Genomic DNA, 26,236 nt, shown 5'->3' with positions numbered 1-26,236 from the left:
TCCGTGTCGTGGTCGGCCTACGGTCTCCGCAAGGACTGGAACCATGCTAAAGACGAGGTGGCGCCGTGGTGGGGTAAGAACTCGAAGGAGGCCTACTCCTCGGGGCTGGCGAACCTGGCGACGGCGCTGGCGAATTGGTCGTCCTCCCGGTCGGGGAAGCGGAAAGGTCCGAAGGTCCATTTCCCCAGGTTCAAGAACAAACGTACGAGGTTGTCGTGCCGGTTCACCACCGGAGCGTTTGGGTTGGTCGGCGCTGATCGCCGGCACGTGAAACTCCCCCGGATCGGGCTCGTGCGGACCCACGAGTCCACCCGCAAACTCGCCCGCCGCATCGAGGCAGGGACTGCGCGGATCCGGTCGGCCACCGTCACGTTCCGGTCGGGTCGTTGGTTCGTGTCCTTCTCCGTCGACGTCGTACGATCCGATCCGGCACCGACGCTGTCGGAGTCGGTGGTGGGCGTGGACCTGGGGATCAAATCTCTCGCGGTCCTGTCCACCGGCGAGGTGGTGCAGAACCCGAAGCACCTCGAACACGCCCTGAAAAAGTTGCGACGGCTGGGGCGTCAGGCGTCGCGGCGGCACGGCCCGGATCGTCGTTCGGGGCAGCAGCCGTCGAATCGGTGGCGACAGACTCAGGCGCGGATCGCTCGCCTGCACGCCTACGTCGCCAACGCCCGACAGAACGGGTTGCACAAGCTGTCGACCACTTTGGTCTGCGCGAACACCGTCGTGGTGGTCGAGGACCTGAACGTGGCCGGGATGATGCGCAACAGGCGCCTGGCCCGGCACATCGCCGGGGCGGGCATGGGCGAGTTTCGTCGGCAACTCAAGTACAAGGCCGATCGGTCCGGGGTGCGAGTCCACGTAGCGGACCGGTGGTATCCCAGTTCCAAGACGTGTTCGGCATGTGGTGTGGTGAAAGCCAAGCTGCGCCTGTCCGAACGCATATTCACCTGCGCATCCTGCGGGATTCGCATCGATCGTGACCTCAACGCGGCCCGCAACCTCGCGGCCCTCGTTGAGGCGTCCTCCCCGAGTTGCGGGGCGACGGAAAACGAGCCCGATGGAAACCCATGTCAGACCCGCACCGCGCGGGCAACGGGTACCGCCACGGGAAGACCCCCTCGAGAATGGCGGGGGTCAACGTCGACACCGCGAGGCGTCGACTCAGGGCACGTGTTACACGATTCCTGAACGGCACGGCGCGACAATCCTTCTTCCTGAGTGGACGTCGAAGATCCTATCCGGGTGGCGTTCGACCAGTACGGTTAGCTGATCCGCCGAACGAGGAGGAACGCCGTGCGACGCACACTTCCGGCCGTCCTGATCGCCGTCCTGACCGCACTGTCGCTGGGAGCCTGCGGCAACTCCGATTCGGGGCCGGTCATCGACCAGGTGCGCGAGTCCGGGGTGCTGAAGGTCGGCACCGAGGGTACGTACACACCGTTCAGCTACCAGGGCCCGGACGGTCAGCTCACGGGGTACGACGTGGACGTCATCCGCGCGGTCGGCGACAAGCTCGGCGTTTCCGTCGAGTTCACGCAGACACCGTGGGACTCCATCTTCGCGGGCCTCGAGGCGAAGCGGTACGACCTCGTCGCCAATCAGGTGACCGTCAACGACGAACGCACCCAGAAGTACGACCTGTCGACGCCGTACACCTATTCCGAAGGGGTGATCGTCACTCGCGCCGACGACAACTCCATCACCTCGCTCGCCGACCTGAACGGCAAGACGACGGCGCAGTCGGCGACCAGCAACTGGGCGCAGGTGGCCAGGGACGCGGGCGCGAACGTCGAATCCGTCGAGGGCTTCGTGCAGGCCATCACGCTGTTGAAGGACGGGCGCGTCGACGCCACCGTCAACGACAATCTGGCCGTCGCCGAGTACGAGAAGCAGACCGGCGACACCGGGGTGAAGGTGGCCGCCGAGACCGGTGACACGAGCGAGCAGGCGTTCGCCGCCCGCAAGGACAGCGGTCTGATGCCCGACATCGACAAGGCCCTCGACGAACTGCGCGCCGACGGAACCCTCGCCCAGATCTCGCAGAAGTACTTCGGCACCGACGTCTCGACTCCGACCAACTGAGAGACTGCCCGTGGACGACGCAACGGTCCAGCTGATCCTGGACAACCTGTGGCCGATGCTGAAGGCCACGGTCACCATGACGATCCCGCTGACGATCATCAGCTTCACCGTCGGGCTCGTCATCGCGTTGCTGGTGGCGCTCGCCCGGATCTCGTCGATCAGACCGCTGTCGGTGATCGCCCGGTTCTACGTCTCCATCATCCGCGGCACGCCGCTGCTGGTGCAGTTGTTCATCGTGTTCTACGCGCTGCCCCAGTTCGGCGTGGTTCTCGACCCGTTCCCGGCGGCGGTGATCGCTTTCAGCCTCAACGTCGGTGGGTACGCGGCGGAGGTGATCCGGTCGGCGATCCTGTCGATCCCCAAGGGGCAGTGGGAGGCAGCGCAAACCATCGGAATGGGGTACACCACCACGCTGCAGCGGATCGTCCTGCCGCAGGCCGCACGGGTCGCGGTCCCGCCGTTGTCGAACACGCTGATCTCGCTGGTGAAGGACACCTCGCTGGCGTCGACGATCCTGGTGACCGAACTGCTGCGCGTCGCCCAGCTCGCAGCCGCGCCCACGTTCGACTTCTTCGCCCTGTACAGCGTCGCGGCTCTGTACTACTGGGTGATCTGCATCTTCCTGTCGGCCGTCCAGGGCCGGCTCGAAGCCCGACTCGACAGGTATGTGGCCCGATGACCGACACCTCTCCCCTGCTCCAGGTATCCGGCGTCGAGAAGTCGTTCGGCGACCATCAGGTGCTACGCGACATCAGTTTCGACGTCGGCGCCGGCACGGTCACCGTCATCATCGGACCGTCGGGTTCCGGCAAGACGACGGTACTGCGCACACTGAACGCCCTCGACATGGCCGACGCCGGCGTGATCACCATCGGCGACGTGTCCGTGGATTTCGGCGCCGAGGTGGGCCGGTCGACGCTCGCCCGGTTCCGCGCACAGAGCGGGATGGTGTTCCAGTCCCACAACCTGTTCCCCCACAAAACGGTGCTGCAGAACGTCACCGAGGGACCGGTGGTGGTCCAGAAACGCCCCAAGGACGAGGCGCGCGCGGACGCGATGAGGTTGCTCACCCAGGTCGGACTGGCCGAGAAGGCCGACCAGTACCCGTATCAGCTGTCCGGCGGGCAGCAGCAGCGGGTGGGCATCGCGCGGGCGCTGGCGCTGAAACCGAAACTGATGCTGTTCGACGAGCCGACGTCGGCGCTCGACCCGGAACTCGTCGGCGAGGTCCTGCGGGTGATCCGCGATCTCGCCACCGAGGGCTGGACGATGGTGATCGTGACGCACGAGATCCGGTTCGCTCAGCAGGTGGCCGATCAGGTGCTGTTCATCGACGGCGGCGTCGTACTCGAACGCGGCATACCCCGGGACGTGCTCACCAACCCGACGGGAGCGCGGCTCCGCCAGTTCCTGCACCGCATCCTCGACCCGCTGTGAACGGTCAGCGGACGGTCTTCTCCATCAGGACGACGCTCGGCCACTCCACCTCGAAATCTCTGCGACCCACCAGGAAGAAGCCCTGCTCCTCGTAGTAGTCGCGGAGCCGCGAGTTCGTCTCGACGCACTCGAGCCGGACGACGGTCGCGTCCTCGGAGCGCGCGTGCTCGTCTACCCACCGGAGCAGCTGGGCGCCGAGTCCTGCACTGGCGTGGCGGCGGTCGGTCATGACGCGGGCCACGTAGGCGGCCGGGATGTCGTCGTCGATCCATACGTCCGGATCCGAACGCAGCACCCGGAGCGCCCCCACCACGATCCCGGCGAAGAGCGCGACACGCCATTCCCCGAACTCGATCTGCTCACGCACGTCCGCGAGCGACACCTCACCGCGGGCCGGGGGGTCGATTTCCCTGGCCAGGAGCCAATCCTCTGCGTCCCAGTGCATCTGAACGATGTCTTCAGCCTGCTCGAGTACTGCCCGCTCCACGGTGACCGCCATGCACACACAGTAGCCACCCCGCTGCGAAAACAAACCACCGCTGCAACCGTGTCTATCTGCGACGATGTGACTGGAGTTACAGTTACATTCCGGGACAGTTACCTCAGGGCGGTGGTAGCGATGAAGCTGTTTCGTGCAGTGGTCCTGATGACACTCTCCACTTGCGCGGCCGCATACATCTGCGCCCACCCCCCGCGTGCGTCCGCCCAGCCCCTCGGGCCAGAATCCATTCTCCCGTCCCCCATCCTCGACGACGACTTCTTCGGGTGGCCGCCGAATGTCGCGGACTTCGCGGCCGGCGAGATCATCCGCTCGCGGGAGGTGACGCTCCGCGCGTTCCCGAACCCGCTGGTACCGCACCGGGCCCACCAGATCATGGTGCGCTCCAACGATTCCAAGGACCGTCCCGTGCCGGTGACGGCGACGGTGCTGGTACCGGCGGCGGAGTGGACAGCGCCGGGGTCGAGACCGGTCATCGCCTACAACATGCCCATCGACTCGCTGGGCGCCCGGTGCACCCCGTCGTACAAGATGCTGCACGACTGGCAGACCCTCGACCTGGACATCCCGCCGGTGCTGTCGCTGTTTCTCGCGAAGAACTACGCGGTGCTCGTGCCCGATCACGAGGGTCCGCGGATGGCGTACAGCGCGGGACGAATGGCGGGTCATGCCGTCCTCGACAGCATCCGCGGCGTGAAGCGGCTACCCGGGCTCGGGCTCTCGGACAGTCCCGTCGTCGCGACCGGGTACAGCGGTGGGGCGATCGCCACCGGCTGGGCGGCGCAACTCCAGCCGACGTACGCGCCGGACGTCGCGCTTGCCGGGGCCGCCGCCGGCGGAACTCCCGCCGACTTCGGGTTGCTGCGCAGGACGATGAACGGTCAGATCGGTTCGGGTGTGTACCTGTCCGCCGTCCTCGGGCTCACTCGCGAATATCCGGAGATGCTGACACTGGCGAATCCGCTCGGGGTGCTGCTGGCGACGTCACCGCTACGAGACCAGTGCATCGTGGCTCTCGCACCGGCCGGTATCGCCTCGATTCCCGCCGAACTGCTCGCGGCCGCGCCCGACCCGTTCAGCTCGGCCACGGCACGAACGGTGGTCGCGGAGAACCGGATGGGCGCGCTCACCCCGGCCACCCCGGTGCTGCTTTACCACGGGTCCTCCCGGGTGTTCCTCGGCGACGAGTGGATTCCGGAGGAGGGGGTGATCGCCCTGCAGCAGGAGTGGTGCCGCGGCGGCGGGAACGTCACCTACGCCCCGCAGATCGGCGAGCACCTCACCGCGGCGGTGTTCGCGCTGCCGGAGGTCGTGCGCTGGATCGACGAGCGACTCGCCGGTGTGCCGGCGCCCATGGGATGCCCCTGACAGTCACCGATGCAGGTGCGGCAGCAGCAGATCGGCCTGCCCGACCGCGGCGACCCGCGCCTCGTCGAGCCACTTCGCGGTCTGCTCCCGGGCCCGCGTGATCAGTTCGTCGGCGTCGCCGAAATCGGCGGGACTCGTGTCCAGCGGGCACAGCGGAGGCACCACCCGGAGATCGGCGACGCTCTCGTACCGCTCGATGTCGAGGGCGAGCCGCTGGTTGATCGCCAGGGTCACCCCGAGCAACCCCATCCCCAGGGCACTTCCGGGGACCTTCGACAGCGTGCAGGCGTATCCGGTGGGCAGCACCCACACGGTCGTGGCGCCCAATTCGATCGCGTGGGAGATGGGGGTGTTGTTGACGACCCCGCCGTCCATCAGGGCCCGGCCGTCGATCACCACGGGCGGGAGGATGCCCGGCAGCGCCGCGCTGGCGGTGACGGCGTCGACCCCGGGTCCCGTCGACAAGCGAACGTCCTTGCCGGTCAGCACGTCGGCGGCGATGACGTGCAGCGGAATCGGTGCGTCCTCCATCCGCTCGAACCGGAGATGCTTCGCCAGCAACCGCGTGATGGCCCGGTTCGACACGAGATGGTTTCCGAGACCGACGAAACCGCTGAACCCGGTGAACAACCCGGCGGGAAACACCGCGCTGCGCTTCAACCCGCGCCACAGATCGGCCAGTTCACGAAGATCCGAATCGGAGGAGCCGCCGGCGAGCCAGGCGCCGTTGAGCGCTCCGACGGACGTGCCGACGATGAGGTCGGGCCGAATTCCCCTGCCGATCAGGGTCTGCAACATCCCGACCTCGATGGCCCCGAGGCTGGCTCCACCGGACAGAACGAACGCTGTGGTCATGCCCGCCACCGTAACCGGTCAGCCGCGGCGGTACAGGCCGGCGATGTCTTCGGCGAAGCGCTCGGTCACCACCGGACGCTTAATCTTCAGCGTGGCCGTCAGTTCCCCGTCGGACTCCGTGAGGTCGCGGCCCAGGATCACGAACCGCTTGATGGATTCCGTGTGCGAGACGGTGGTGTTCGCGTCGTCGACGGCGTCCTGCAGATCTCCGCGCAGTTCCTCGTCGTCACGCAGGTCCGCCACCGACGCGTCGGACGGCTTGCCGTGCGCGGACTTCCACTTCTCGAATTCCTGCGGGTCGACGGTCAGCAGAGCGCCGATGAACGGGCGGCCGTCACCGACCACCACCGCCTGCGAGACGAGGGTGTGCGAGCGCAACCGGTCTTCGAGGGGCCCCGGGGACACGTTCTTGCCGCCGGCGGTGACCAGCAGATCCTTCTTGCGCCCGGTGATGGTGAGGTACCCTTCGTCGTCCAGTTCACCGAGGTCGCCGGTGCGGAACCAGCCCTCGTCCAACGCTTCCTGGGTGGCGTGTTCGTTGCGCCAGTACCCGCCGAACACGACGCCGCCGCGCAGTTCGATCTCGCCGTCCTCGGCGATGCGCACACTGTTGCCGCCCAACGGCCGGCCGACCGTCCCGATCTTCTGGGCACCCGGGACGTTCACGCAGTGCGCGGCAGTCGATTCGGTGAGGCCGTAGCCTTCGTAGACCGGAACGCCCATGCCGCGGAAGAAATGGCCGAGCCTCGGCATGAGCGCGCCGCCGCCCGAGATCGCCCACCAGCAGTCGCCTCCCAGGGCGGCACGGAGTTTCGAGTAGACGAGTGTGTCGGCCACCGCACGGTCGAGCCGGAGCCGCAGCGACGGGCCGCCGCCGTCCTGTGCTTCGCTGTATGCCACCGCGGTGGCCTCGGCGAAGTCGAAGATCCGTTTCTGCAGGCCGCCACCCGACGCCGCCTTGCGGGCCGCACCGTCGCGCACCTTCTCGAACACACGCGGAACACCGAGGATGGTGTTGGGCCGGAAGCGTTCGAATTCGCCCGTGACCGTGCCGAAGTCGGACCAGTGGGCCTGGGTCGCGCCGGCCTCGAACATCGCCAGCGACACCGCCCGCGCCAGCACGTGCGCGAGGGGAAGGAACGTCAGGACGCGGTTGCCCGGGCGGGCGACGTCACCGATCGGCGCCGCGAGCAGCGCCCGCACCTCCGACAGGAAGTTGCGGTGGGTGAGGATGCACCCCTTGGGCCGACCCGTCGTCCCCGACGTGTACACCAGCGAGGCGAGATCGTTGGCGGTCAACGCCACCACCCGTTTGAACACCTCGGAATCGTCGATCGACAAGCCGTCCGTGATCAGCGTGCCCACCGCGTCCTCGTCGATGGTGAGGATGCGCTTCAGCGTGTAGGGGATTCCGTCACCCTCGAAACTCGACGCGTGCGCCGCGGTCTCCACGAGCGCGGCCACGGCCCCCGAATCCTCGATGATCCAGCGGATCTGGTCGTGTGAGGAGGAATCGTAGATCGGAACGGACGCCGCGCCCGCCGCCCAGATCGCGTAGTCGAGCAGCGACCATTCGAATCTCGTCGACGACAGCAGCGCCACCCGGTCGCCCGGGCGGACCCCGTTGGCGATCAGGCCCTTCGCGACCCCGGTGACGAGTGCGCCGAAGTCCTTGGCCGTCACGTCGACCCACCCGCCGGACTCCGGGCGGGAGTACATCACGCGACCCGGGTTGCTCTCGGCGTGCGCGAACACCGTCAGCACAGCGTTCTCGTGGTCCGAGACGGTGACCGTCGCGGCGCTGGTGTACTCACGCACGGGGGTCGTCTCCGATGCTCTCGTGGTCGATGTCGCCGCCCTGGCGAAATTTCCGGAGATTCCGGGCGAATGCGGCGATCTCGCCGTCCGACCACGAGGCCACTCGGTCGCGCACTTCTTCGACCCGGCGTGCGTCGGCGCCGGCCAGCACGGCGATGCCGACGTCGGTGAGGCTCAGGGGGTGACCGCTGCGGAGCGGTCCCGGCTCGGCGTGCACCCAGCCCTCGTCGACGCAGCCGCGGAGTTGCCGCGACACGGTGGAGCGGTGCACTCCGAACGCGTCCGAGATCTGGGTGGCCCGGCACCCGGGATTGCGGGCGACGAAGGAGAGCAGCGAATGTTGAGCGAACGTCGGGGATCCCGCGGGAGGACGGTCACCGGCAACCAATTGGCGGACGAGGCGGACGAGTTCGTCGTGGACGGCCACCACACCCGATGCGGGCGTTTCCTCCGGCTCGACCTCGTTGTGTTGCACACTGCAACTGTAACCGACCACCCTGGCCTCGACCACCCGCACCCCGTTCCCCGTTGTCCTTCGCTCGACTCACGTTCTGCCCATACTGCTACCGACGCTTCGGAATTTCATTCGGCCGGAAAAGTCACACGGTCACAATTGGAGAACGCTTTCGTCACACGGCTACCGGCCGGACAACCCGCCACGGCGAAAAGGCGTTGCGACCACGGCCGCGTCGATGCACTCTGACGGCATGCTGATCAGACGCGAGAATCCGGGCGACGTCGACGCGGTCGCCGAAGTGCACCGGCAGGCTTTCGACGGCGACGCTCCCGTCGAGGTCGACCTCGTGACCCGGCTGCGGTCGAGCGACGCGTGGGTTCCTCAGTTGTCGCTCGTCGCCGAACTGTCCGGCACCGTGGCCGGCCACGTCTGCCTCTCCCGCGCCACCGTCGACTCCGCGGACGTCCTCGCGCTCGGTCCGATCGGCGTCCTCCCCGACGTCCAGGGCGACGGGGTGGGCTCCGCGCTGATGCATGCGGTCCTGGGCGGCGCCGACGCCCGCGACGAACCCCTGGTCGCACTGCTCGGCCACCTCGACTACTACCCCCGCTTCGGCTTCGTCTCCGGCACGTCGCTCGGGATCGAGCCGGACGAGCCGTCGTGGTCGTCCCACTTCCAGGTGCGCCGCCTCGCACGCTGGGATCCGAGCCTCACCGGCACGTTCCGGTACGCGGCGCCGTTCTACGACCTGTGACGACGAATCCGCTGGTAGTTTGAGGTGGCACGTGTCACGGGGTGAGCGGGAACCGAGGTAGGAAACGATGGAGAACGCGGCCGAGAGCGCCCGCGCAGGCGAGCCGGCGGATGCATCCGTCACGACGACGATCGTGCGCCGGGTCCTCGCCGGCTGCGACGAGGAGTTCGCCGACTGGATCCAGACCGGGCTCGGCCTCGCCCGGCTGTTTCCCGGATTCCTCGGCGGTGGATGGCTGAAGGAGAGCAGCACCTCCGACGTGTGCGTGATCGTGCTGAAGTTCGAAACCCAAGCCGCGCTGGATAACTGGCTGACGTCTTCGCTGCGGAACGGATGGCTGCGGACCGGAGGGAACATCGCGGTCGAGGAACCGAACGAACGGGCGACGAACGTGGAGAGCCTGTTCGAGCGGCCTCGACTCTGACGGCGCCGGTCAGGCGGATTCGCCCGGGATCTGGGCGCCCGACGGCATCCCCTCCCCCAGGTACGTCTGATAGAACGGCCGCCAATCGGGCGACGCGTCCCGCCGGTGACCGGAGGCGTCCGCTCCGTCGAGGTGCCGGTCCAGGTCGGCGAGACAGACGCTCCACCCGGCGGCGTTGCGGGCCGCCGTGTTGCGGACCTCGAGGACGTTGACCAGCGTCAGGGCGCACCCCTCCGCGGTCGGCTCCACCTCGAAGTGGATCTCGTCACCGCCCCAGGTGAAAGCGAGTGTGCACGGCGCGCCGTACACGAGCACCGTCCCCGTCTCGGAGTCGCCGTGCGGTTCCGGAAAGAACTCGATGTCGCCGCCGGCGTAGGCGTCGATCCGGACGCGCGACGGAAACCAGTGTGCGAGCTCGTCCGGATCGGACACTGCTTCCCACAGCCTCTGGACGGGGAACGGGTACGTGCACCGGAACCGCACGGCGGGACGACCCTTGAACTCGAAATACCTTCCGTGGATCACCGGCCCACTCCTCGCTGTCGCACCTGACGACAGCTTGACACGGGAGGCCGACGTCCACATCGAAGTTGGCGGACAATTCCGCGCACCCTCCTCCCTTCGTGTCGGACAACTCCCTTACGGTGACGGAGTGACGTCGCCTTGGTCGGAGGGACAGGTCGCATCGGTCGCCCCCGATGCGGGCTCGCTCACTGCCGCGAGAAAGCTGTCGGCCGCGTGGTCGCAGACGGGCAGCACCGGCGACGCAGTGTGGGGACTGTGCCAGGGCAGCGGCAAGAGCCCGTATCGCGCGGTCGTCGACCTGTCCGGGCCGGCGTACCACTGCTCGTGCCCGAGCCGGAAGTTTCCGTGCAAGCATGCCCTCGGACTGCTGCTGATCTGGTCGCAGGGCAGGGTCCCCGAACAGTCCGCACCGCCCCAGTTCGCACGTGAGTGGCTGAGCCGCCGGGCCGAGCGGGCAGCCGTGCCCGCGGCTACGGCCACCAGGACGGCCGGTGTGAAGGCCACCGAACGCCGGGCCGAGCGGGTTGCGGCGGGACTCGACGAACTCGACCTGTGGCTCACCGACCAGATCCGGGGCGGGCTCGGCGCAGCCGACGTCTCGGCGTCCGCGTTCGACGCCATCGCAGCCCGGATGGTTGACGCGCAGGCACCCGGTGTCGCATCCGCCCTGCGTCGCCTTCCCGTCGTCGTCGCTACCCGGGCCGACTGGCCCGACCGGCTGCTGCGCGAGTACGCCCGGCTGCACCTGCTCGTGGTCGCCCATCGCCGCCTGGGCGAGCTGCCGGAACCGGTGCAGGCATCGGTGCGCTCACACGTGGGATACCCGATCTCCACCGACAGCGTGCGCAGTCAGCCCGGGGACCGCGACCGGTGGATGGTCCTGGGAGTGCAGACCACCGAGGAGAAGCGGCTGTTCACCCGCAAGGTGTGGCTGGTCGGCCGCGACCACGGCCGGCGCGCGATCCTGCTGGACTTCGCGCACGGCTCCGCGACCTTCGCGACCGCGGTCCCGCCGCTCGGTTCGCTCGTCGACGCAACCCTGCACTTCTACCCCGGCGCCGCACCGCTGCGCGCCCAGTTCGGCGACGCCCACGCAGCACCGGAACCGTTCACCACTCTCGCGCCGGGCGGCATCGACACCGCACTCGACCACTTCGCCGCCGCGGTCGGAGCCGACCCATGGGTCCGCTCGTGGCCGGCTCTGCTCACCGGCGTCACCCGGACCGTCGACGACGGGCGATGGTTCGTCGTCGACCCGGAGGGGCGGGCGCTGCCGCTGTCGGGCGAGGATCCGGTGTTGTGGCGGCTCCTCGGAATGTCCGGGGGCCATCCCGTCACCGTGTTCGGGGAGTGGAACAGCGAGTCACTCGTGCCCGTGTCGGTGTTCGATCACGGCACCGTGTTCCCGCTCGTCACCGGCACGGGCACACCCTCGAGGCCGGCGGCGGTGAGTCGCCGATGAGCGAACTCCTGTCGTCCGCACTGCTCGGTACCGCACGGTCTGCCCCGTCGTTCCACGGTCTCGCCACCGGCGCACTCGCGCAGTCGGTCTGCGGGGATCCGGCGGAGACCCTGCTGGGCGCCGCAGCCCTCGAGAACGCGTATCGCGACGGCGGAGTCGCCGCGGCCACACACGTGCCGCCCGCACCCGCGGAGGACGATCCGCGGCTGCAGTTGCCGCCCGCCTCCTCGTCTCATCTCATGCAGCTGCTGGCCGCCAAATCGTGGACACTCACCGAATGGTTCGCGGTGGTGGACGAACGCGGGTACCGCGCGCCCGATCATCTCGTGGCCGACCTGATGGCTGTCGCACGCACCAACGACACCCACCGTGAGAGCATCCTGCGGTTGGCCGGCCCCCGCGGCCAGTGGCTCGCCGCGCAGAACCCGGAATGGTCGACGCTGGTCCGACGGTCCGGCCGCACCGATGTCTGGACGCACGGCTCACACCAGGAACGCCTGCAGTGGCTCACCACGATGCGGGCGGTACAGCCCGCGGTCGCGATGACGGAACTGAGCCGCAGCTGGGACTCCGAACGGGGCGAGCACCGGGCGGCGTTCATCGCCGTCCTGGGAACGGGGCTCGGCGACTCGGACTCCGCGTTGCTCGAGCACGCACTCGACGACCGTCGGAAAGAGGTGCGCCAGCAGGCCGTCCAGCTGTTGCGGCAGCTGCCGAACTCCGCGTACGCCCAGCGGATGGCGGCCCGCGCGCGGTCGTGGGTGCGGGTGGAGAAGAAACCGCTGCGCACCCGGCTCGTGGTGAACATGCCCGGTTCCCTGGACGATTCGGCCCGTCGCGACGGAATCGAGGACGTCCACTTCAAGAACAAGGGAATCCGCAGCTGGTGGCTGCGGATGGTGGTCACCGCCGCGCCCCTGTCGGTGTGGGAAGGCATGATCGGCTCCGCCTCCCAGGCATGGGAGATCCGGATCGAGGACCAATGGCGGGAGGTGATGACGGAAGCGTGGACCAACGCCACTGTGCTTCAGCGCAATCCGCGCTGGGCGTCCGCCCTGCTGCACCGGGAGGGGCGGAAGACCGAACGTCGCGTCGTGCCGATCGTCCCCGCCCGCGAACGCCTGGACTACATCCTGTCGGGCCGGGCCGATTCCTACTTGCTCGGAGTGGACGGCGCCGCCCTCTTCGACGGTCTGCCGCACCCCTGGCCGCTCGACCTCGCCGCGCGGGTGATCGCTCGCCTCGAGGATGTGGCCGGACGGCACGCCGAGACGGGCAAGGACCTCGGGCAGTTCTCCCGGCACAGCCACTACTCGACCCTCCGCAGCGCCGAGACGCACTTCCCGTTCGCGGCGGTACCGCTGCTGCGTTCGGCCGCCGAACGCACCCGTGACCCCGGCTGGCAGCAGGCGTTCTCCACTGTCGCCGCCAACATCGACCATCGCCGATCAGTACTGAAGGAGCTCGAGTGACCGAGATCGCGGCCGCCCAGGCCGACCTGCTCCGACCCCACGCCGAGCAGGCCCACGCCGACGAACTCACGGCCCTCGCCGCGCACGACACCCGGCCCCGGCCACCGTCGTGGAAGTTGTCGCCCTGGGCTGTCGTGACGTACCTCCTCGGCGGCGAACTCGACGACGGCACCGTCATCACCCCCAAGTACGTCGGTCCCCGCCGGCTCATCGAAGTGGCCGTCGCGACGCTCGCCACCGATCGCGCGCTGCTCCTGCTCGGCGTCCCCGGAACCGCCAAGACGTGGGTGTCCGAACACCTGTCGGCGGCGGTCTCCGGCGAGTCGACCCTGCTCGTCCAGGGAACGTCGGGCACGCCCGAAGAGGCCATCCGGTACGGCTGGAACTACGCGAGGCTTCTCGCCGAGGGCCCGACCGCGGGCGCACTCGTACCGTCCCCGGTCATGACGGCCATGCAGGGCGGGCGGATCGCGCGGGTCGAGGAACTGACCCGCATTCCCGCCGACGTGCAGGACGCGTTGATCACCGTGCTCTCGGAAAAGACCCTGCCCATCCCCGAACTGGGCACCGAGGTCCAGGCCGCCAAGGGTTTCAACCTGATCGCCACCGCCAACGACCGCGACCGCGGAGTCAACGAACTGTCCTCCGCGCTGCGCCGGCGTTTCAACACGGTGGTGCTGCCCCTGCCCGCCAACGAGGAAGACGAGGTGGCCATCGTCGCGCGACGCGTCGAGCAACTCGGGGCCTCACTGGAACTGCCGAAGGTCCCCGCGACGGTCGACGAGATCCGGCGGGTGGTCACCGTGTTCCGCGAACTGAGGTCGGGCGTCACCAGCGACGGTCGCACCACACTGAAGTCGCCGTCCGGAACGTTGTCGACGGCGGAGGCGATCTCGGTGGTCACCAACGGCCTCGCCCTCGCCGCGCACTTCGGCGACGGGGTACTCCGCCCGTCCGACGTCGCCGCCGGAATCCTCGGGTCCGTGCTGAAGGACCCGGTGGCCGACAGGGTGGTGTGGACCGAGTACCTGGAGGCCGTGGTCCGCCAGCGGGAGGACTGGGCCGACTTCTACCGGGCGTGCCGCGAGGTCACCGGGTGATCTCCGACGTCCGTGTCTTCGGCATCCGCCACCACGGGCCCGGTTCGGCACGGTCGCTGCGCCGTGCACTCGAGGAGTTCGTCCCCGACACCGTCCTGATCGAAGGGCCCGCGGACGCCGATCCGCTGGTCGCATTGGCTGCCTCCGACTCCATGGAACCGCCGGTGGCCCTGCTCGCCTACGCCACCGGGGAACCGAAGACGGCGGCGTTCTGGCCGTTCGCCGTGTTCTCCCCGGAGTGGCAGGCACTGTCCTGGGCGGCGGGGCACGGCGTCGACGTACGCTTCTGCGACCTTCCCGCCGCCAACACCCTCGCCGCCGACCGCGGCGACCCGGATCGCGAGGACCCACTCGCGCAGCTCGCCGCGGCGGCCGGCTACGACGACACCGAACGTTGGTGGGACGCCGTCGTCGAATCAGGTTCGGACGCTGATTCCTTCGACGCGATCGCCGAGGCCATGGCCGCGCTGCGGGACACCGTCGCGCTCGACGAATCCACCAGCAGGCGCGAGGCGTACATGCGCCAGACACTGCGGAAGGTCATCAAGGGCGGCGCCGAGCGGATCGCGGTGGTGTGCGGCGCCTGGCACGCTCCGGCACTCGCCGGACCTCTGGGCCCGGCCACCGTGGACGCCCGAATCCTCAAGGGAATCCCCAAGATCAAGACCTCCCTCACCTGGGTGCCGTGGACGCATTCGCGGCTGTCCACGGCGTCGGGGTACGGGGCCGGCATCACCTCCCCCGGCTGGTACCACCACCTGTTCACCGCACCGGACCGGACGATCACCCGATGGCTCACGAAGGTCGCGCGGGTGCTGCGGGACGAGGACCTTCCCGTGTCGAGCGCGCATGTCATCGAATCCGTTCGTCTCGCAGACACATTGGCCGCGATGCGTGCGCGCCCGCTGGCCGGTCTGTCCGAGGTCACCGAGGCCACCCGCGCCGTGATGTGCGACGGCGACGACGTCCTGCTCGACCTGATCACGCGGCGTCTCGTCGTCGGCGAGGCCCTCGGCGCCGTGCCCGACGACACCCCCACGGTCCCCCTCGACGCCGATCTGCGGGCGCGGGCGAAGACCCTGCGGCTCAAGCAGCAGGCCATCGAGAAGACGCTCGACCTCGACCTGCGCAGAGACACCGACGTCGCACGGTCCCGCCTCCTGCACCGCCTGCAGATCCTCGACGTCGGGTGGGGCACCCGCGCCGACAGCGAGGTCCGCGGCACCGGCACCTTCCGCGAGACGTGGTCCCTCACCTGGAACCCCGAACTCGCGGTGTCGATCATCGAGGCGTCGCTGTGGGGCACCACCGTCGAGGCCGCGGCCACCGCGAAGGTGCGCGAGGAAGCGTCGTCCGGCGACGTGTCCCTCGCCCAGCTCACCGGGCTGCTCGAACAGGCACTGCTGTCCGATCTCGGTGACGCCCTGGCCGAATTGCTGCGCGCGCTGGAGACCGCGGCAACACTCGACCACGACGTGATGCACCTGATGGACGCACTGCCCGCCCTCACCCGCACCCTGCGCTACGGCGACGTCCGCGGCACCGACGTCTCCTCGCTCACCCGCGTCACCGACAGCCTTCTCGTCCGCATCTGCGCGGGACTGCCGTCGGCGATGTCGGGACTGGACGACGACAGCGCACTCGAGGTGCGCCGTGCCGTCGACGACGTCCACGCCGCAGTGATGTTGCGCGACGACGATCGTGCGTCGGCCCGGTGGCTGGGTACCCTCGTCGGCCTCGTCGACCGCGGCGACGTGAACGGACTGGTGATCGGCCGCGTGGTCCGGCTGCTCCGCGACGCAGGCACCGTCAGCGAAACCGAATCCGCCACCCGGCTGTCGCGGGCGCTGTCCGTCGGCGCCGATCCGCCCGCCAAGGCGGGGTGGGTCGACGGCTTCCTCGGCGGCGGTGGGCTGCTGCTGGTCCACGATCGGCAGCTGTTACGACTGCTCGACGGCTGGGTGTCCGGACTGCGCGAGCAGGATTTCGTCGATGTGCTGCCCCTGCTGCGGCGCACCTTCGGCGGGTTCGAGACCGGGGAACGTCGGGCGATCGGACAGTCCGTCGAGGGCGGTTCCACGGCCGAGACCCCAGCGGAGGTCGATGCCCGGCGCGGCACCATCGCGATCCGGACCGTCGCCGACATCCTGGGGGTGACGTCGTGAGCGAAGACGCGGAGCGGCTACGACGGTGGCGCCTGCTGCTCGGCAACGCCGCCGAGGAATCCACCGGTGGGCTGGCGTCCAAGACGGACGCGGCGATGGACGGTGCACTGGCCGCCCTCTACGACACCAGCAGCGAGGGGTCGAAGAGTCGACGCCGCAGCGCGGGTCTCGGCGGATCGGCACCGAAGGTCGCGCGCTGGCTCGGCGACATCCGCACCTACTTTCCGAGCAGCGTCGTGCAGGTGATGCAGAAGGACGCCATCGACCGGCTCGGACTGACCCAGCTGCTCCTCGAACCCGAACTGCTCGATGCCGTCGAACCGGATGTCCACCTCGTCGGCACACTGCTGAGCCTGAACCGGGTGATGCCCGAGACGAGCAAGGCCACCGCCCGGATGGTCGTCGAGAAGGTGGTCCGCGAGGTGGAGGAACGGATCGCGCAGAAAACCCGGACCGCGATCACCGGCGCCCTGAACCGGTCGGCGCGCACCACCAACCCCAAGTACCGCGACATCGACTGGAATCGCACCATCCGCGCCAACCTCGCGCACTACCTACCCGAGTACAAGACGGTGGTGCCGGAGCGGTTGATCGGATATGGCCGCCGATCGCAGGCCGTGCACCGCGACGTTGTCCTCGCCATCGACCAGTCCGGTTCGATGGCGTCGAGCGTCGTGTACGCGTCCGTGTTCGGTGCGGTGCTCGCGTCGATGCGCGCACTGAAGACGTCACTGGTCGTGTTCGACACGGCGGTCGTGGACCTCACCGACAGACTGTCCGACCCCGTCGACGTGCTGTTCGGCACGCAACTCGGCGGCGGCACCGACATCAACCGGGCCATCGCCTACAGCCAGTCCCTGATCGACAGGCCGACGGAATCGCTGTTCGTGCTGATCTCGGATCTGTACGAGGGCGGGATCCGCGCGGAGATGCTGCGGCGCATGGCGGCGATGAAGAACGCCGGCGTTCAGGTGGTGGTTCTTCTGGCGCTGTCCGACGACGGTGCGCCGTCGTTCGATCACGACAATGCGGCGGCGTTGGGTGGGCTCGGCATCCCGGCGTTCGCGTGCACCCCGGACAAGTTCCCGGAACTGCTGGCGCTCGCACTCGAACGCGGCGACATCGGCCGCTGGGCGGACAGTCTGCGGGCGGAGTGACCGGGGGTCAGCCGGCGGCCATCCGGTGGTCGCTGTGCAGTTCGGGGTGGGCGTCGGCGCGGATCCTCAGCAGGACCAGGCCGGACACCGAGGCGACGATCAGCGACGCGACGGTCCACGGAACGTGCAGTTCCGAGATCCCGACTCCCGCACCGACGAGCCCGACAACGAGCAGGCTCCACATGATCGCTTTGACTGGACCGGACCCCATGGCAATGCTCCTTCACCGAGATTACGTACATCCCCCGTGAGTTCTGGTGTGCGCGCAGAACGTTAGCCGCGTCACACTGGGGTCCTCGTGCGACACGTCGAAAACGCTCTATCCGATACCAATCCGAGACCTGGACCCGTGAGTACTTATTAACCGCGGGCGGTTGATAAGTACTCACGGGGGCTCTTAGATGATGCTGATCGTCCCCGGGGCGGTGGTCGCCGCGAGCACCCGCAGGTGGTCGTCGGAGCCGCCGAGGGTGTGCTCGATGGCGGTCAGCCTGCTCACGTAGTGGCCGACGGGGTACTCGGCCGTCATGCCGATGCCGCCGTGCATCTGGATCGCTTCCTGCCCGATCGTGCGGGCGGAGCGGCCGATCTGCAGCTTGGCACGGGACGCGACCACCGGGTCCACGGCGCCGTCGGCCAGCGACATCGTCGCGTACAGACTCATGCTGCGAGCCAGTTCCAGCAGCACGTACATGTCGGCCGCACGGTGGGTGAGCGTCTGGAACTTCGCGATCGGGACACCGAACTGCTTGCGGGTCTTCAGGTACTCCGTGGTCAGTCGCAGCGCTTCTTCCATCGCGCCGACGGCCTCCGCGCACAGCGCCGCCTGCGCCCGGATGTGCGCGCCCTCGATCGCCGACGACGCGTCGCCGCCCTCCCCGAGCGGCTCGGCCGGGGTGCCGGACAGTTCCACTTGCGCGGCCCGCAGTCCGTCGTGGGTCGCGTACGGGGTGCGGGTGAAACCGGTGGCGGCGGCGTCGACGAGGAACAGTCCGACCCCACCGTCCGGGAGTGCCGCGGTGACGACCAGAGTGTTCGCGCTGCCGCCGTGCGGGACGGGATTCTTGGTCCCCGTCAGGGTCCACGAGTCGCCGTCCTTCGTCGCCGTCGTGGACACCCGGGTCGACGGCCAGCGCACACCCGGTTCCCGATCGGCGAAGGCAAGCAGAAGGTTGCCCTCGGATACGTCGGGAAGAATCCGGCGACGCTGCTCCGTGCTGCCGGCGGCGGCGATCAGCCCGCCGGGCACGAGCACCGCGTCGAGGACGGGTTCGGGTGCGAGGCGGCGGCCGATCTCGGTCATCACCGACGCGACCTCGACGGGTCCGGCGCCCATCCCGCCGTCTTCCTCGTCGAAGCTCAGACCCAGCAGCCCCACCTCGGCGAGTTGCTTCCACACCTGCGGGCTCCACCCCTGCTCGGTGTCGGTGACGGCGTTGCGCTTCTCGGCGTCGTAGCTGCGGCCCAGCAGTTCACGGGTGGTGTCGCGCAGCAGTTTCTGTTCGTCGGTCAGTTCGAAGTCCATGTCACGCCCTCACAATCCGAGGATCGAGGAGGCGATGATGCTGCGCTGCACTTCGCTCGATCCGCTGTAGATGGAAACCTTGCGGTAGTTCAGGTAGGTGGGAGCCGTCCGCTGCGCCCACCGCGGCGACGAGATGCCGTCACCGGCTGCGAAGGGCAGGGAGTCGGATCCCGCGACGTCGGTCAGCAGTTCGAGGGTCGCCTGCTGCAGTTCTGAGCCGCGCAGTTTCAGCAGCGACGACGCCGGGTTCGGCTTGCCGTCGGCCGAACTGGCGACGACCCGCAGCTGGGTGAGCTCCAGCGCGATGATCTCGTTCTCCAGTTCCGCGACCCGGGCGGCGAACAGCGGATCGTCGAGCAGCGTTCCCTCGCCGACCGCGATCTCGGCGGCGCGTTCCTTCGCCTGCGCGAGGCGGACCTTGGAGAATCCCAGGCGCGTGACGCCGGCGCGCTCGTTGCCGAGCAGGAATTTGGCGTAGCTCCAGCCCTGGTTCTCCTCACCGACGAGATTCTCGGCGGGCACGCGCACATCCTCGAAGAAGATCTCGTTGACCTCGTAGCCGCCGTCGATCAGCTTGATCGGGCGCACCGTCACGCCGGGCGTCTTCAGATCCACGAGGATGAACGAGATGCCGGCCTGCTTCTTGGGGGCGTCCGGGTTGGTGCGGGCGAGGACGAAGATCCAGTCGGCGTGCTGCGCGAGGGTGGTCCACGTCTTCTGGCCGTTGATCACGTAGTCGTCGCCGTCGCGGACGGCGCGGGTCTTCAGCGACGCGAGGTCGGAGCCCGCCTCGGGTTCGGAGAATCCCTGGCACCACCAGATGTCCAGGTTGGCGGTCGCGGGAAGGAACTTCTCTTTCTGCTCCTGCGAACCGAATGCCGCGATGACGGGGCCGACCATGCTGGTGTTGAACGCGAGCGGCTCGGGGACCGACGCGAGCTGCAACTCGTCGAGCCAGATGTGCTTCTGCACCGGCGTCCAGTCGCGGCCACCCCACTCCACCGGCCAGTGCGGCGTCGCGAGCCCGTTGGCGTTCAGAATCCGCTGGGACTCGATGAAGCGTTCTTTCCCCACCTCTTCTCCACGCGCATACCGCTCGCGGATCTCCGCCGGAATCTGTGTGGTGAAGAACGTTCGCATCTCGTCGCGGAACGCCAGCTCCTCGTCGGTCAAGGCCAGATTCATCGGAATTCCTTCGCACTCGAGGTCGGATTCATGTTCTGGTCCCGACGGTACTCCCTCGTGCGGCTCCGCCGCCCGTGAGTACTTGTCAACCGCCCGTGGTTAACAAGTACTCACGGGTCAGGCGGTGCGAAGGACGAGCAGGTACGCGCCACCCACGGCGTCGATCTGCGTCTCGACGTTCAGTTCCGGCGCGAGACGGGACAACCGGTCGAGCAACCACTCCGACGCGTCCTCCGCGTCCGATTTGCCCGGGCACCGCGCCACCGCCACCCGTCCACCCTTGCGGCCGAGTTGCTCGACCACGCCGATGATCGGGGCGGGATCGACGACGAACAACCGGTCGGGCCACGGCACGACCGGTTTCACCGCGCCCTTCTTGGTGTTGCACGCACGGTGGGCGAGGCGCTCGACGCTGCCCTTGGCTTTCGCCTTCTTCGCGGTGACGACGCTGTCGATGCTGGGGCCGCGCGGATCGTTGACCGACATGTCGGGGTCCACAGGTTCGTCGCACAGCCAGCAGCGCCACGACTCCCGGTCGCCGACCTCTCGAAGAGTACTCATGGGCGCCAACGCTACTCGTGGGATCGAACAGGATCGAAGCCGGAGATCAGCCAGTCGTCGCCGGATCGGGTGAGCTCGACATCGATGCTCGTCGCCGTCGTCGCCGGTTCCGGTTTCGCCGCGCTGGTGGTGGTCTGGTTGACGAACAGCAGCACTCTCGCCGTGTCGGCCTGCACGTCGACCGGGCCCGACGCGGCCACCGTCGCCTGGGTCGCGACCCCACTCTCCTGCGCCGCCGGAATGACGACATCCTTCGTGAACTGGGTGTAATAGTCGAGGAACTCCCCGGTCAGACGGTCCCGGGCGGAGCCGACGTCGTTCCCCACTGTGTCCGGCGTGTACGACAGCAGCGCGATCGCGCCCTGGGACGCGGTGTCGGTGACGGTCGCGCGGACCGAGTCGTCGACGCGACGGTCGGGCAGGTAGAGCGTGAAGTACAGAACCCCGGCCAGCACGGCCGTGATCACGGTGAGCGCACCCAGGATCAGGAGGAGTCTGCCTGGTTTCGGTGACGCGTCGGTGCTCACTGCACGAACCCCGCCTTCACGATCTTGTACGAGCCGTCGTCGAGTTGCATCGTGACGCGCATCCTCTGGCCGCGCGGTTCCTCCGCCGCCCCACCCGCGTTGGACACCTTCTGCGCGACCGCGACGAGCACATCGGCGGAGTCACCGTTCTGTGTCTCTATCGCCGCCTGCTGCACCTCTCCCACGGACTTGACCTTGGCCTCCTGCATGACCGCGACGAGATCCTCGGATCGGGCCTCGAACTCGTCGCGGAAGTCCCCGGCCGAGCCGTCGAGCACCTTCTGCACGTCCTCGTCGGCCTGCTCGAAGTCCATCGTCGTCAGATTCACGACGCCCTGACGCGCCGCCTCCAGGATCTCGGACCTCTGCTGCGCCTCCTGCTCTGCCTGCCGGTGCGTGTAGCCGAAGTAGCCGCTGACCGCGAGGAAGGCGAGGGTGAGGGCGGACAGGACCACCACACCCGCGGTGACTGTCCGCGGCCGGGCGTCGGCGGCGGTGTCCTCAACGGGTGACTCTTCCGTCATCGGGTTCCTCTCGTCGTGCCGTGCTCGTGTTACCTGGATCACGCCAGATGCTACCGCGTAGTCATATCAAATATTTTCACCACCTCCCCACGGCAGATCCGCGGGCGCAAAGGCGCGTGGGAGACCCCGCGTACCGTCGGTGATCATTACTGTTGGAGGCAAGGCAGGCGACTCGAAGGGGATCCACGATGACCAGCGATTCAGGCGCACGTAGCCGCGTGCAGTTCGGTGCCGGGGCGACGCCGGAACTCGTCAGTTCCGAGGGACGAACCATCATCGCGGACGCCGTGGTCGCCAAGATCGCGGGAATCGCCACACGTGAAATCAACGGCGTGTACGACGTGGGCGGCGGCACCGCACGCGCCGTCGGCGCCCTCCGCGATCGAATCCCCGGCGCACGCGTCAACCACGCGCAGGGCGTCGCCGTCGAGGTCGGGGAGAAACAGGCCGCCATCGACATCGGCATCGTCGCCGAGTACGGCGTCGCACTGCACGAACTCGCGGTCGGCATCCGCCGCAACGTCATCGCCGCCGTCGAGCGCATGACCGGCCTCGAGGTGACCGAAGTGAACATCACCGTCTTCGACGTCATGCTGTTCGACGAATCCGAGGCCGTGACGGAACTCGACGGCAAACCGAGGGTGCAGTGACCGGACCTCTGCCACCGGACGGCCACCCCGAGGACATCTCCGAACGCATCGTCGCCGCCGTGCTCGCGACTCCCGGAGTGGCAGCGATGCACGGCGGAACCTTCGGCGAAGTCGCGACCTACCTGCCGGGACGCCGGGTGACCGGGGTAACCGTCGGCCCCACGTCCTGCGCCGTCCACCTCGCGGCGCGCTACCCCGCCAACGTCGTCGACACCGCCGAACGAGTGCGGGCCGCAGTGGAATCGCTGGTGGACGTCCCCGTCGACGTGATCATCGAAGATCTCCTGACAGAGACAGGACAAGCTCAATGAACAGCACAATCACAGGCCTGATCGTCGGATTACTCCTCGCCCTCGCCGGCATTCTCGGCGGCTTCAGCGGGTTCGTCTTCGCAGTCCTCCTCGGCGCACTGGGCATGGCCGTCGGCGCCCACCGGGACGGCCACCTCGACCTCGGCGCCATCCTCCGAAGCCGCGGCCGTGGCTGAATCCTCCACCGCTCCCGCCGGCCCCCAGGACGACGCGCTGTTCGACGACACTTCCCTGCGCGGCGATTTGGTGATCAAGGAACGCGCCGTCGTGAAGATCGCCGTCGCCGCAGCGCTCCAGGTACCCGGCGTCGTCAAGCAGTCGGGCGGACTGTCCCGTCTCACGGGTCGCGATCTCCCCCGTGCCGACGTCTCCACGGGGGCGGACGCCGTCGCGATCAACCTGTACATCGCGGTGCAGTGGCCGTGTCACCTCGATCTCCTCAACCGGCGGGTCCGCGCGCAGGTGCACCGTCAGGTCGAGGAGATGACCGGCATGCCGGTCATCGAACTCAACATCGTGGTCGTCGGAACGGAATCTGCTGCACCCGAAGACAGTTCGAGCGAAATCCTCTACGCCGAACCAGGAGGCCCGACTGTAGCGCCCACTGCGGTGACACCTGTCCGGCCGCGCACGCCGCGAGCCACTCCGGCCGCCGTGCCCGCCGCGATCCTCGTTGCCATCGGAGCCCTCGGTCTCGCAGTGGTCGCCGCACGCGAGCTGCTGATCATGCGCGGCACCTTCGCCAACGCACCCTGGATCCGCAACACCGTCCAATGGCTCGGCCGGCTGCACTGGTCCGACTGGATCGTCCCCGTGGCGGCCGGCGCGATCGTCCTGGGCGTCGTCTTCATCGTCGCGGCCCTCAAACCGCGGCCGCGCACCCATCTGCCACTCGCCGTCGGTGACACCCCGATCGTCTGGCTGCGTCCCACCGACCTGGCCCGCAATTCCAGCAGCCACGCCAACACCGTGCCCGGGGTGCTGTCGGCGCACACCACGGTCGACCGCAAGCACGTCACCGTCCGCGTGGTACGCACCGAGTCGACACCCGCAGGTGACGTGGCCATCTCCGTCCGCGAGGCCGTCGAACCGACACTGTCGCTGCTCGGAACGTCCCCCGAACTCCGAGTGCAGGTGAAACCGTGAGACATCGGACCGCCGCGATCAATCGAGTGATCGTCCTGCTCGTCGGTCTCGCACTCCTCGGATTCGGCACTTACGCCGTCGCCTGGGACCTACAAGTTCCCCTCGTCCGCGAATGGGTCTCACGGTACGACCGCGAACGCGTCACTGCGCTACCCGACCAGGACTGGTGGGGCTGGGCCCTCGCCGCGACGGTGCTCGTGGGACTGGTCTTCGGAATCGTGCTCCTCGCCCTGGACCTCACCCGGCGACGCACCTCTCCCGTCGCCGTCCCGGATCGCGAGTCGGGCACATTCGTCACCGTCGATCTCGGCTCCCTCGCCAACGGCGTCGCCATCGAACTCGCCGAGTACCCCGGCGTCCGGCAGACGCGGGCGCGCGCCGTCATCGAACGCGGGCTGCCCACACTCTCGATCGTCGTGACCGCCGACCCCACCCTCGACCTCCACGACTTCACCCGCAAATCCGAAGACGTCGCATCGTGGGTCGCATCGACCCTCGGCGGACAAGAAGTCGCCACGCAGGTCCTGCTCCACCTCGACCGCGCCGACCACCCGGTGCACGTCGAAAGCTGACACGGCGCGTTCCGGTCTCGGTAGGTTCGGTGCCATGGAGTACGTGGTGTTCTACGCGACCGATCCGACCACCGCCACCCGGATTCCGGAGATCTATCCGCGGCACCGGGAGTACCTGGACGCGTTCGCCGCGGAAGGCGGGCTGCTCGGTATCGGACCGTTCGACGACCCGGCGAGCAACGGATCCATGGCGATCTTCACCAGTCGCGAGCGGGCAGAACAATTCATCGCCCGGGACCCGTTCGTCCTCGAGGGCATCGCGCATCCCAGCGACATCCGGGAATGGGATGCGCTGAACTACCGCTGAGTCCGTACCCCGAAAACGCCGATGGCGCCCACCCTGGAGGGTGAGCGCCATCGGCGTTGGTGGAGCTAGATCACTTGTTGATCTTCGTGACCTTGCCGGCGCCGACCGTACGGCCGCCTTCGCGGATCGCGAAGCGCAGGCCCTCGTCCATGGCGACGGGCTGGATCAGCTTGACGGACATCTCGGTGTTGTCACCGGGCATGACCATCTCGGTGCCCTCGGGCAGCGTCACAACGCCCGTCACGTCCGTGGTACGGAAGTAGAACTGCGGACGGTAGTTGTTGAAGAACGGCGTGTGGCGGCCGCCCTCGTCCTTGGACAGGATGTACGCCTGGCCCTCGAACTCGGTGTGCGGGGTGGTGGTGCCGGGCTTGACGACAACCTGTCCACGCTCGACATCTTCGCGCTTGATACCACGAACCAGCAGACCGACGTTGTCACCGGCCTGGCCCGAGTCGAGGAGCTTGCGGAACATCTCGATACCGGTGACCGTGGTCTTGGTGACCGTCTCCTTGATGCCGACGATCTCGACCTCTTCGTTGACGTTGACCGAGCCACGCTCGATACGACCGGTGACGACGGTGCCACGGCCGGTGATCGTGAAGACGTCCTCGACGGGCATGAGGAACGGCTTGTCGGTCTCACGGACCGGGTCCGGGATCGACTCGTCGACCGCAGCCATGAGCTCGAGGATGTTCTTGGTCCACTCCGGGTCGCCCTCGAGCGCCTTGAGTGCGGAGACCTTGATGACGGGAGCTTCCTCGTCGAACTCCTGCGCAGCGAGGAGCTCACGGACCTCCATCTCGACGAGCTCGATGATCTCGTCGTCGTCCACCATGTCGGCCTTGTTCAGGGCGACGAGGATGTACGGCACGCCGACCTGGCGGGCGAGCAGCACGTGCTCACGCGTCTGGGGCATCGGGCCGTCGGTGGCCGCGACCACGAGGATGGCGCCGTCCATCTGCGCCGCACCGGTGATCATGTTCTTGATGTAGTCGGCGTGACCGGGAGCGTCGACGTGCGCGTAGTGGCGCTTCTCGGTCTGGTACTCAACATGCGAGATGTTGATCGTGATACCGCGAGCCTTCTCCTCAGGAGCCTTGTCGATCTCGTCGAAGGCCGAGGCCTCGTTGAGATCCGGGTACGCGTCGTGCAGAACCTTGGTGATGGCCGCGGTCAGCGTGGTCTTGCCGTGGTCGACGTGACCGATGGTGCCGATGTTCACGTGCGGCTTCGTCCGCTCGAACTTCGCCTTCGCCACTGTGTGTCCTCCTGGACTGATTGATGCTTGCGGTATGCAGCAGTGCGGTTGTTATTACTGGGTCGTGCTTCGGCCGGCTGGAACCG

At 68.1% G+C, this 26,236-nt stretch carries 30 protein-coding genes; 18 read left to right on the top strand and 12 right to left on the bottom strand.

The window, feature by feature from the left end:
• Positions 1-3 precede the first annotated feature (3 nt).
• The 4 genes from tnpB to RJ1_RS15005 all read left to right on the top strand — a co-directional run bounded on the left by tnpB (position 4) and on the right by RJ1_RS15005 (position 3,525).
• Positions 4-1,194 (top strand): IS607 family element RNA-guided endonuclease TnpB, encoded by a 1,191-nt coding sequence (gene tnpB / locus RJ1_RS15020; RefSeq protein ID WP_174694987.1) that lies wholly within the window; start codon positions 4-6, stop codon positions 1,192-1,194.
• Positions 1,195-1,299: 105 nt separating this feature from the next.
• Entirely contained in the window at positions 1,300-2,088 is a 789-nt protein-coding gene (locus RJ1_RS15015; RefSeq protein WP_073361067.1) for an amino acid ABC transporter substrate-binding protein, read from the top strand.
• Positions 2,089-2,098: 10 nt separating this feature from the next.
• Positions 2,099-2,767, top strand: coding sequence for an amino acid ABC transporter permease (locus tag RJ1_RS15010; protein WP_073361066.1), 669 nt, complete (start codon positions 2,099-2,101; stop codon positions 2,765-2,767).
• Positions 2,764-3,525, top strand: a complete 762-nt coding sequence (locus RJ1_RS15005) for an amino acid ABC transporter ATP-binding protein (protein ID WP_073361064.1) — start codon at positions 2,764-2,766, stop codon at positions 3,523-3,525. Before RJ1_RS15010 ends, RJ1_RS15005 begins: the two co-directional genes overlap by 4 nt.
• Before the next feature lie 4 nt (positions 3,526-3,529).
• On the opposite strand, the gene RJ1_RS15000 is transcribed toward RJ1_RS15005, so the two are convergent.
• Positions 3,530-4,024 (bottom strand): GNAT family N-acetyltransferase, encoded by a 495-nt coding sequence (locus RJ1_RS15000; protein ID WP_073361063.1) that lies wholly within the window; start codon positions 4,022-4,024, stop codon positions 3,530-3,532.
• Between the two features lie 120 nt (positions 4,025-4,144).
• On the opposite strand from RJ1_RS15000, the gene RJ1_RS14995 reads away from it, so the two are divergent.
• Entirely contained in the window at positions 4,145-5,392 is a 1,248-nt protein-coding gene (locus RJ1_RS14995; protein ID WP_073361061.1) for a lipase family protein, read from the top strand.
• A gap of 3 nt (positions 5,393-5,395) precedes the next feature.
• Here RJ1_RS14995 and RJ1_RS14990 read toward each other — a convergent pair whose 3' ends face one another.
• From RJ1_RS14990 to RJ1_RS14980, 3 genes are read right to left on the bottom strand one after another with little or no spacing between them, the layout of a single operon-like run.
• Positions 5,396-6,247, bottom strand: a complete 852-nt coding sequence (locus RJ1_RS14990) for a patatin-like phospholipase family protein (RefSeq protein WP_073361060.1) — start codon at positions 6,245-6,247, stop codon at positions 5,396-5,398.
• Positions 6,248-6,265: 18 nt separating this feature from the next.
• Positions 6,266-8,065: an AMP-dependent synthetase/ligase gene (locus tag RJ1_RS14985; protein WP_073361058.1), complete on the bottom strand. Its 1,800-nt coding sequence runs from the start codon at positions 8,063-8,065 to the stop codon at positions 6,266-6,268.
• Positions 8,058-8,582 (bottom strand): MarR family winged helix-turn-helix transcriptional regulator, encoded by a 525-nt coding sequence (locus RJ1_RS14980; protein WP_083400483.1) that lies wholly within the window; start codon positions 8,580-8,582, stop codon positions 8,058-8,060. Before RJ1_RS14980 ends, RJ1_RS14985 begins: the two co-directional genes overlap by 8 nt.
• Before the next feature lie 190 nt (positions 8,583-8,772).
• Between RJ1_RS14980 and RJ1_RS14975 the strand changes: the two genes are divergently transcribed.
• The gene (locus RJ1_RS14975; RefSeq protein ID WP_073361057.1) at positions 8,773-9,276 is read left to right on the top strand and encodes a GNAT family N-acetyltransferase; all 504 of its coding nucleotides are present in this window, start codon (positions 8,773-8,775) and stop codon (positions 9,274-9,276) included.
• A gap of 67 nt (positions 9,277-9,343) precedes the next feature.
• On the top strand, positions 9,344-9,700 hold the full coding sequence (locus RJ1_RS14970) for an antibiotic biosynthesis monooxygenase (protein WP_240319767.1): 357 nt from the start codon (positions 9,344-9,346) through the stop codon (positions 9,698-9,700).
• A 9-nt stretch (positions 9,701-9,709) separates the two neighbouring features.
• Here RJ1_RS14970 and RJ1_RS14965 read toward each other — a convergent pair whose 3' ends face one another.
• A complete protein-coding gene (locus RJ1_RS14965; RefSeq protein ID WP_073361055.1) occupies positions 9,710-10,225 on the bottom strand; it encodes an SRPBCC family protein in 516 nt (171 codons plus the stop codon).
• A gap of 127 nt (positions 10,226-10,352) precedes the next feature.
• Between RJ1_RS14965 and RJ1_RS14960 the strand changes: the two genes are divergently transcribed.
• Genes RJ1_RS14960 through RJ1_RS14940 form a run of 5 tightly spaced genes read left to right on the top strand, consistent with a single transcriptional unit; the run spans position 10,353 to position 17,581 of the window.
• On the top strand, positions 10,353-11,687 hold the full coding sequence (locus RJ1_RS14960) for an SWIM zinc finger family protein (RefSeq protein ID WP_073361053.1): 1,335 nt from the start codon (positions 10,353-10,355) through the stop codon (positions 11,685-11,687).
• Complete coding sequence (locus RJ1_RS14955) at positions 11,684-13,159, top strand: DUF5691 domain-containing protein (RefSeq protein WP_073361052.1); 1,476 nt, start codon at positions 11,684-11,686, stop codon at positions 13,157-13,159. Before RJ1_RS14960 ends, RJ1_RS14955 begins: the two co-directional genes overlap by 4 nt.
• Complete coding sequence (locus RJ1_RS14950) at positions 13,156-14,259, top strand: ATP-binding protein (RefSeq protein ID WP_073361051.1); 1,104 nt, start codon at positions 13,156-13,158, stop codon at positions 14,257-14,259. Before RJ1_RS14955 ends, RJ1_RS14950 begins: the two co-directional genes overlap by 4 nt.
• Positions 14,256-16,424, top strand: coding sequence for a DUF5682 family protein (locus RJ1_RS14945; protein ID WP_174694986.1), 2,169 nt, complete (start codon positions 14,256-14,258; stop codon positions 16,422-16,424). The genes RJ1_RS14950 and RJ1_RS14945 overlap by 4 nt, the downstream gene beginning before the upstream one ends.
• Positions 16,421-17,581, top strand: coding sequence for a VWA domain-containing protein (locus RJ1_RS14940; protein ID WP_073361048.1), 1,161 nt, complete (start codon positions 16,421-16,423; stop codon positions 17,579-17,581). The genes RJ1_RS14945 and RJ1_RS14940 overlap by 4 nt, the downstream gene beginning before the upstream one ends.
• A gap of 7 nt (positions 17,582-17,588) precedes the next feature.
• Here RJ1_RS14940 and RJ1_RS14935 read toward each other — a convergent pair whose 3' ends face one another.
• The 6 genes from RJ1_RS14935 to RJ1_RS14910 all read right to left on the bottom strand — a co-directional run bounded on the left by RJ1_RS14935 (position 17,589) and on the right by RJ1_RS14910 (position 21,903).
• Complete coding sequence (locus RJ1_RS14935; RefSeq protein ID WP_073361046.1) at positions 17,589-17,792, bottom strand: hypothetical protein; 204 nt, start codon at positions 17,790-17,792, stop codon at positions 17,589-17,591.
• 186 nt (positions 17,793-17,978) lie between these two features.
• On the bottom strand, positions 17,979-19,106 hold the full coding sequence (locus RJ1_RS14930; protein ID WP_073361045.1) for an acyl-CoA dehydrogenase family protein: 1,128 nt from the start codon (positions 19,104-19,106) through the stop codon (positions 17,979-17,981).
• Positions 19,107-19,115: 9 nt separating this feature from the next.
• Positions 19,116-20,291: an acyl-CoA dehydrogenase family protein gene (locus RJ1_RS14925; protein ID WP_073361044.1), complete on the bottom strand. Its 1,176-nt coding sequence runs from the start codon at positions 20,289-20,291 to the stop codon at positions 19,116-19,118.
• A gap of 117 nt (positions 20,292-20,408) precedes the next feature.
• Positions 20,409-20,852, bottom strand: a complete 444-nt coding sequence (locus tag RJ1_RS14920; protein ID WP_073361042.1) for a hypothetical protein — start codon at positions 20,850-20,852, stop codon at positions 20,409-20,411.
• An 11-nt stretch (positions 20,853-20,863) separates the two neighbouring features.
• The gene (locus RJ1_RS14915; protein ID WP_073361041.1) at positions 20,864-21,379 is read right to left on the bottom strand and encodes an Rv1363c family protein; all 516 of its coding nucleotides are present in this window, start codon (positions 21,377-21,379) and stop codon (positions 20,864-20,866) included.
• Entirely contained in the window at positions 21,376-21,903 is a 528-nt protein-coding gene (locus RJ1_RS14910) for an Rv1363c family protein (RefSeq protein ID WP_073361039.1), read from the bottom strand. Before RJ1_RS14910 ends, RJ1_RS14915 begins: the two co-directional genes overlap by 4 nt.
• 188 nt (positions 21,904-22,091) lie before the next feature.
• On the opposite strand from RJ1_RS14910, the gene RJ1_RS14905 reads away from it, so the two are divergent.
• Genes RJ1_RS14905 through RJ1_RS14880 form a run of 6 tightly spaced genes read left to right on the top strand, consistent with a single transcriptional unit; the run spans position 22,092 to position 24,889 of the window.
• A complete protein-coding gene (locus RJ1_RS14905) occupies positions 22,092-22,553 on the top strand; it encodes an Asp23/Gls24 family envelope stress response protein (RefSeq protein ID WP_073361038.1) in 462 nt (153 codons plus the stop codon).
• The gene (locus tag RJ1_RS14900; protein WP_073361037.1) at positions 22,550-22,864 is read left to right on the top strand and encodes an Asp23/Gls24 family envelope stress response protein; all 315 of its coding nucleotides are present in this window, start codon (positions 22,550-22,552) and stop codon (positions 22,862-22,864) included. Before RJ1_RS14905 ends, RJ1_RS14900 begins: the two co-directional genes overlap by 4 nt.
• On the top strand, positions 22,861-23,040 hold the full coding sequence (locus tag RJ1_RS14895; RefSeq protein ID WP_073361035.1) for a DUF2273 domain-containing protein: 180 nt from the start codon (positions 22,861-22,863) through the stop codon (positions 23,038-23,040). The genes RJ1_RS14900 and RJ1_RS14895 overlap by 4 nt, the downstream gene beginning before the upstream one ends.
• Positions 23,033-24,010 carry a DUF6286 domain-containing Asp23/Gls24 family envelope stress response protein gene (locus tag RJ1_RS14890; RefSeq protein WP_073361034.1) on the top strand — a complete coding sequence of 326 codons (978 nt, stop codon included), beginning with the start codon at positions 23,033-23,035 and terminating at the stop codon, positions 24,008-24,010. The genes RJ1_RS14895 and RJ1_RS14890 overlap by 8 nt, the downstream gene beginning before the upstream one ends.
• The gene (locus RJ1_RS14885) at positions 24,007-24,582 is read left to right on the top strand and encodes a hypothetical protein (protein WP_073361032.1); all 576 of its coding nucleotides are present in this window, start codon (positions 24,007-24,009) and stop codon (positions 24,580-24,582) included. Before RJ1_RS14890 ends, RJ1_RS14885 begins: the two co-directional genes overlap by 4 nt.
• A 34-nt stretch (positions 24,583-24,616) precedes the next feature.
• Entirely contained in the window at positions 24,617-24,889 is a 273-nt protein-coding gene (locus RJ1_RS14880) for a YciI family protein (RefSeq protein ID WP_073361030.1), read from the top strand.
• A 70-nt stretch (positions 24,890-24,959) separates the two neighbouring features.
• Here RJ1_RS14880 and tuf read toward each other — a convergent pair whose 3' ends face one another.
• Entirely contained in the window at positions 24,960-26,150 is a 1,191-nt protein-coding gene (gene tuf / locus RJ1_RS14875; protein ID WP_073361029.1) for an elongation factor Tu, read from the bottom strand.
• Positions 26,151-26,236 lie beyond the last annotated feature (86 nt).

This window comes from Rhodococcus jostii NBRC 16295, from assembly GCF_001894825.1.
GTDB classification, from domain to species: domain Bacteria; phylum Actinomycetota; class Actinomycetes; order Mycobacteriales; family Mycobacteriaceae; genus Rhodococcus_F; species Rhodococcus_F jostii.
Note: the sequence above shows the minus strand (reverse complement) of the source record. Positions and strands in the feature narration are given on the sequence as shown.

What these genes read in the sequence shown, in the direction of transcription:
- RJ1_RS15005 (WP_073361064.1), top strand. Translation starts at nt 2,764, where the DNA reads ATGACCGACACCTCTCCCCTGCTCCAGGTATCCGGCGTCGAGAAGTCG.
- RJ1_RS15000 (WP_073361063.1), bottom strand. Translation starts at nt 4,024, where the DNA reads ATGGCGGTCACCGTGGAGCGGGCAGTACTCGAGCAGGCTGAAGACATC.
- RJ1_RS14995 (WP_073361061.1), top strand. Translation starts at nt 4,145, where the DNA reads ATGAAGCTGTTTCGTGCAGTGGTCCTGATGACACTCTCCACTTGCGCG.
- RJ1_RS14990 (WP_073361060.1), bottom strand. Translation starts at nt 6,247, where the DNA reads ATGACCACAGCGTTCGTTCTGTCCGGTGGAGCCAGCCTCGGGGCCATC.
- RJ1_RS14975 (WP_073361057.1), top strand. Translation starts at nt 8,773, where the DNA reads ATGCTGATCAGACGCGAGAATCCGGGCGACGTCGACGCGGTCGCCGAA.
- RJ1_RS14970 (WP_240319767.1), top strand. Translation starts at nt 9,344, where the DNA reads ATGGAGAACGCGGCCGAGAGCGCCCGCGCAGGCGAGCCGGCGGATGCA.
- RJ1_RS14955 (WP_073361052.1), top strand. Translation starts at nt 11,684, where the DNA reads ATGAGCGAACTCCTGTCGTCCGCACTGCTCGGTACCGCACGGTCTGCC.
- RJ1_RS14935 (WP_073361046.1), bottom strand. Translation starts at nt 17,792, where the DNA reads ATGGGGTCCGGTCCAGTCAAAGCGATCATGTGGAGCCTGCTCGTTGTC.
- RJ1_RS14930 (WP_073361045.1), bottom strand. Translation starts at nt 19,106, where the DNA reads ATGGACTTCGAACTGACCGACGAACAGAAACTGCTGCGCGACACCACC.
- RJ1_RS14925 (WP_073361044.1), bottom strand. Translation starts at nt 20,291, where the DNA reads ATGAATCTGGCCTTGACCGACGAGGAGCTGGCGTTCCGCGACGAGATG.
- RJ1_RS14920 (WP_073361042.1), bottom strand. Translation starts at nt 20,852, where the DNA reads ATGAGTACTCTTCGAGAGGTCGGCGACCGGGAGTCGTGGCGCTGCTGG.
- RJ1_RS14910 (WP_073361039.1), bottom strand. Translation starts at nt 21,903, where the DNA reads ATGACGGAAGAGTCACCCGTTGAGGACACCGCCGCCGACGCCCGGCCG.
- RJ1_RS14905 (WP_073361038.1), top strand. Translation starts at nt 22,092, where the DNA reads ATGACCAGCGATTCAGGCGCACGTAGCCGCGTGCAGTTCGGTGCCGGG.
- RJ1_RS14895 (WP_073361035.1), top strand. Translation starts at nt 22,861, where the DNA reads ATGAACAGCACAATCACAGGCCTGATCGTCGGATTACTCCTCGCCCTC.
- RJ1_RS14880 (WP_073361030.1), top strand. Translation starts at nt 24,617, where the DNA reads ATGGAGTACGTGGTGTTCTACGCGACCGATCCGACCACCGCCACCCGG.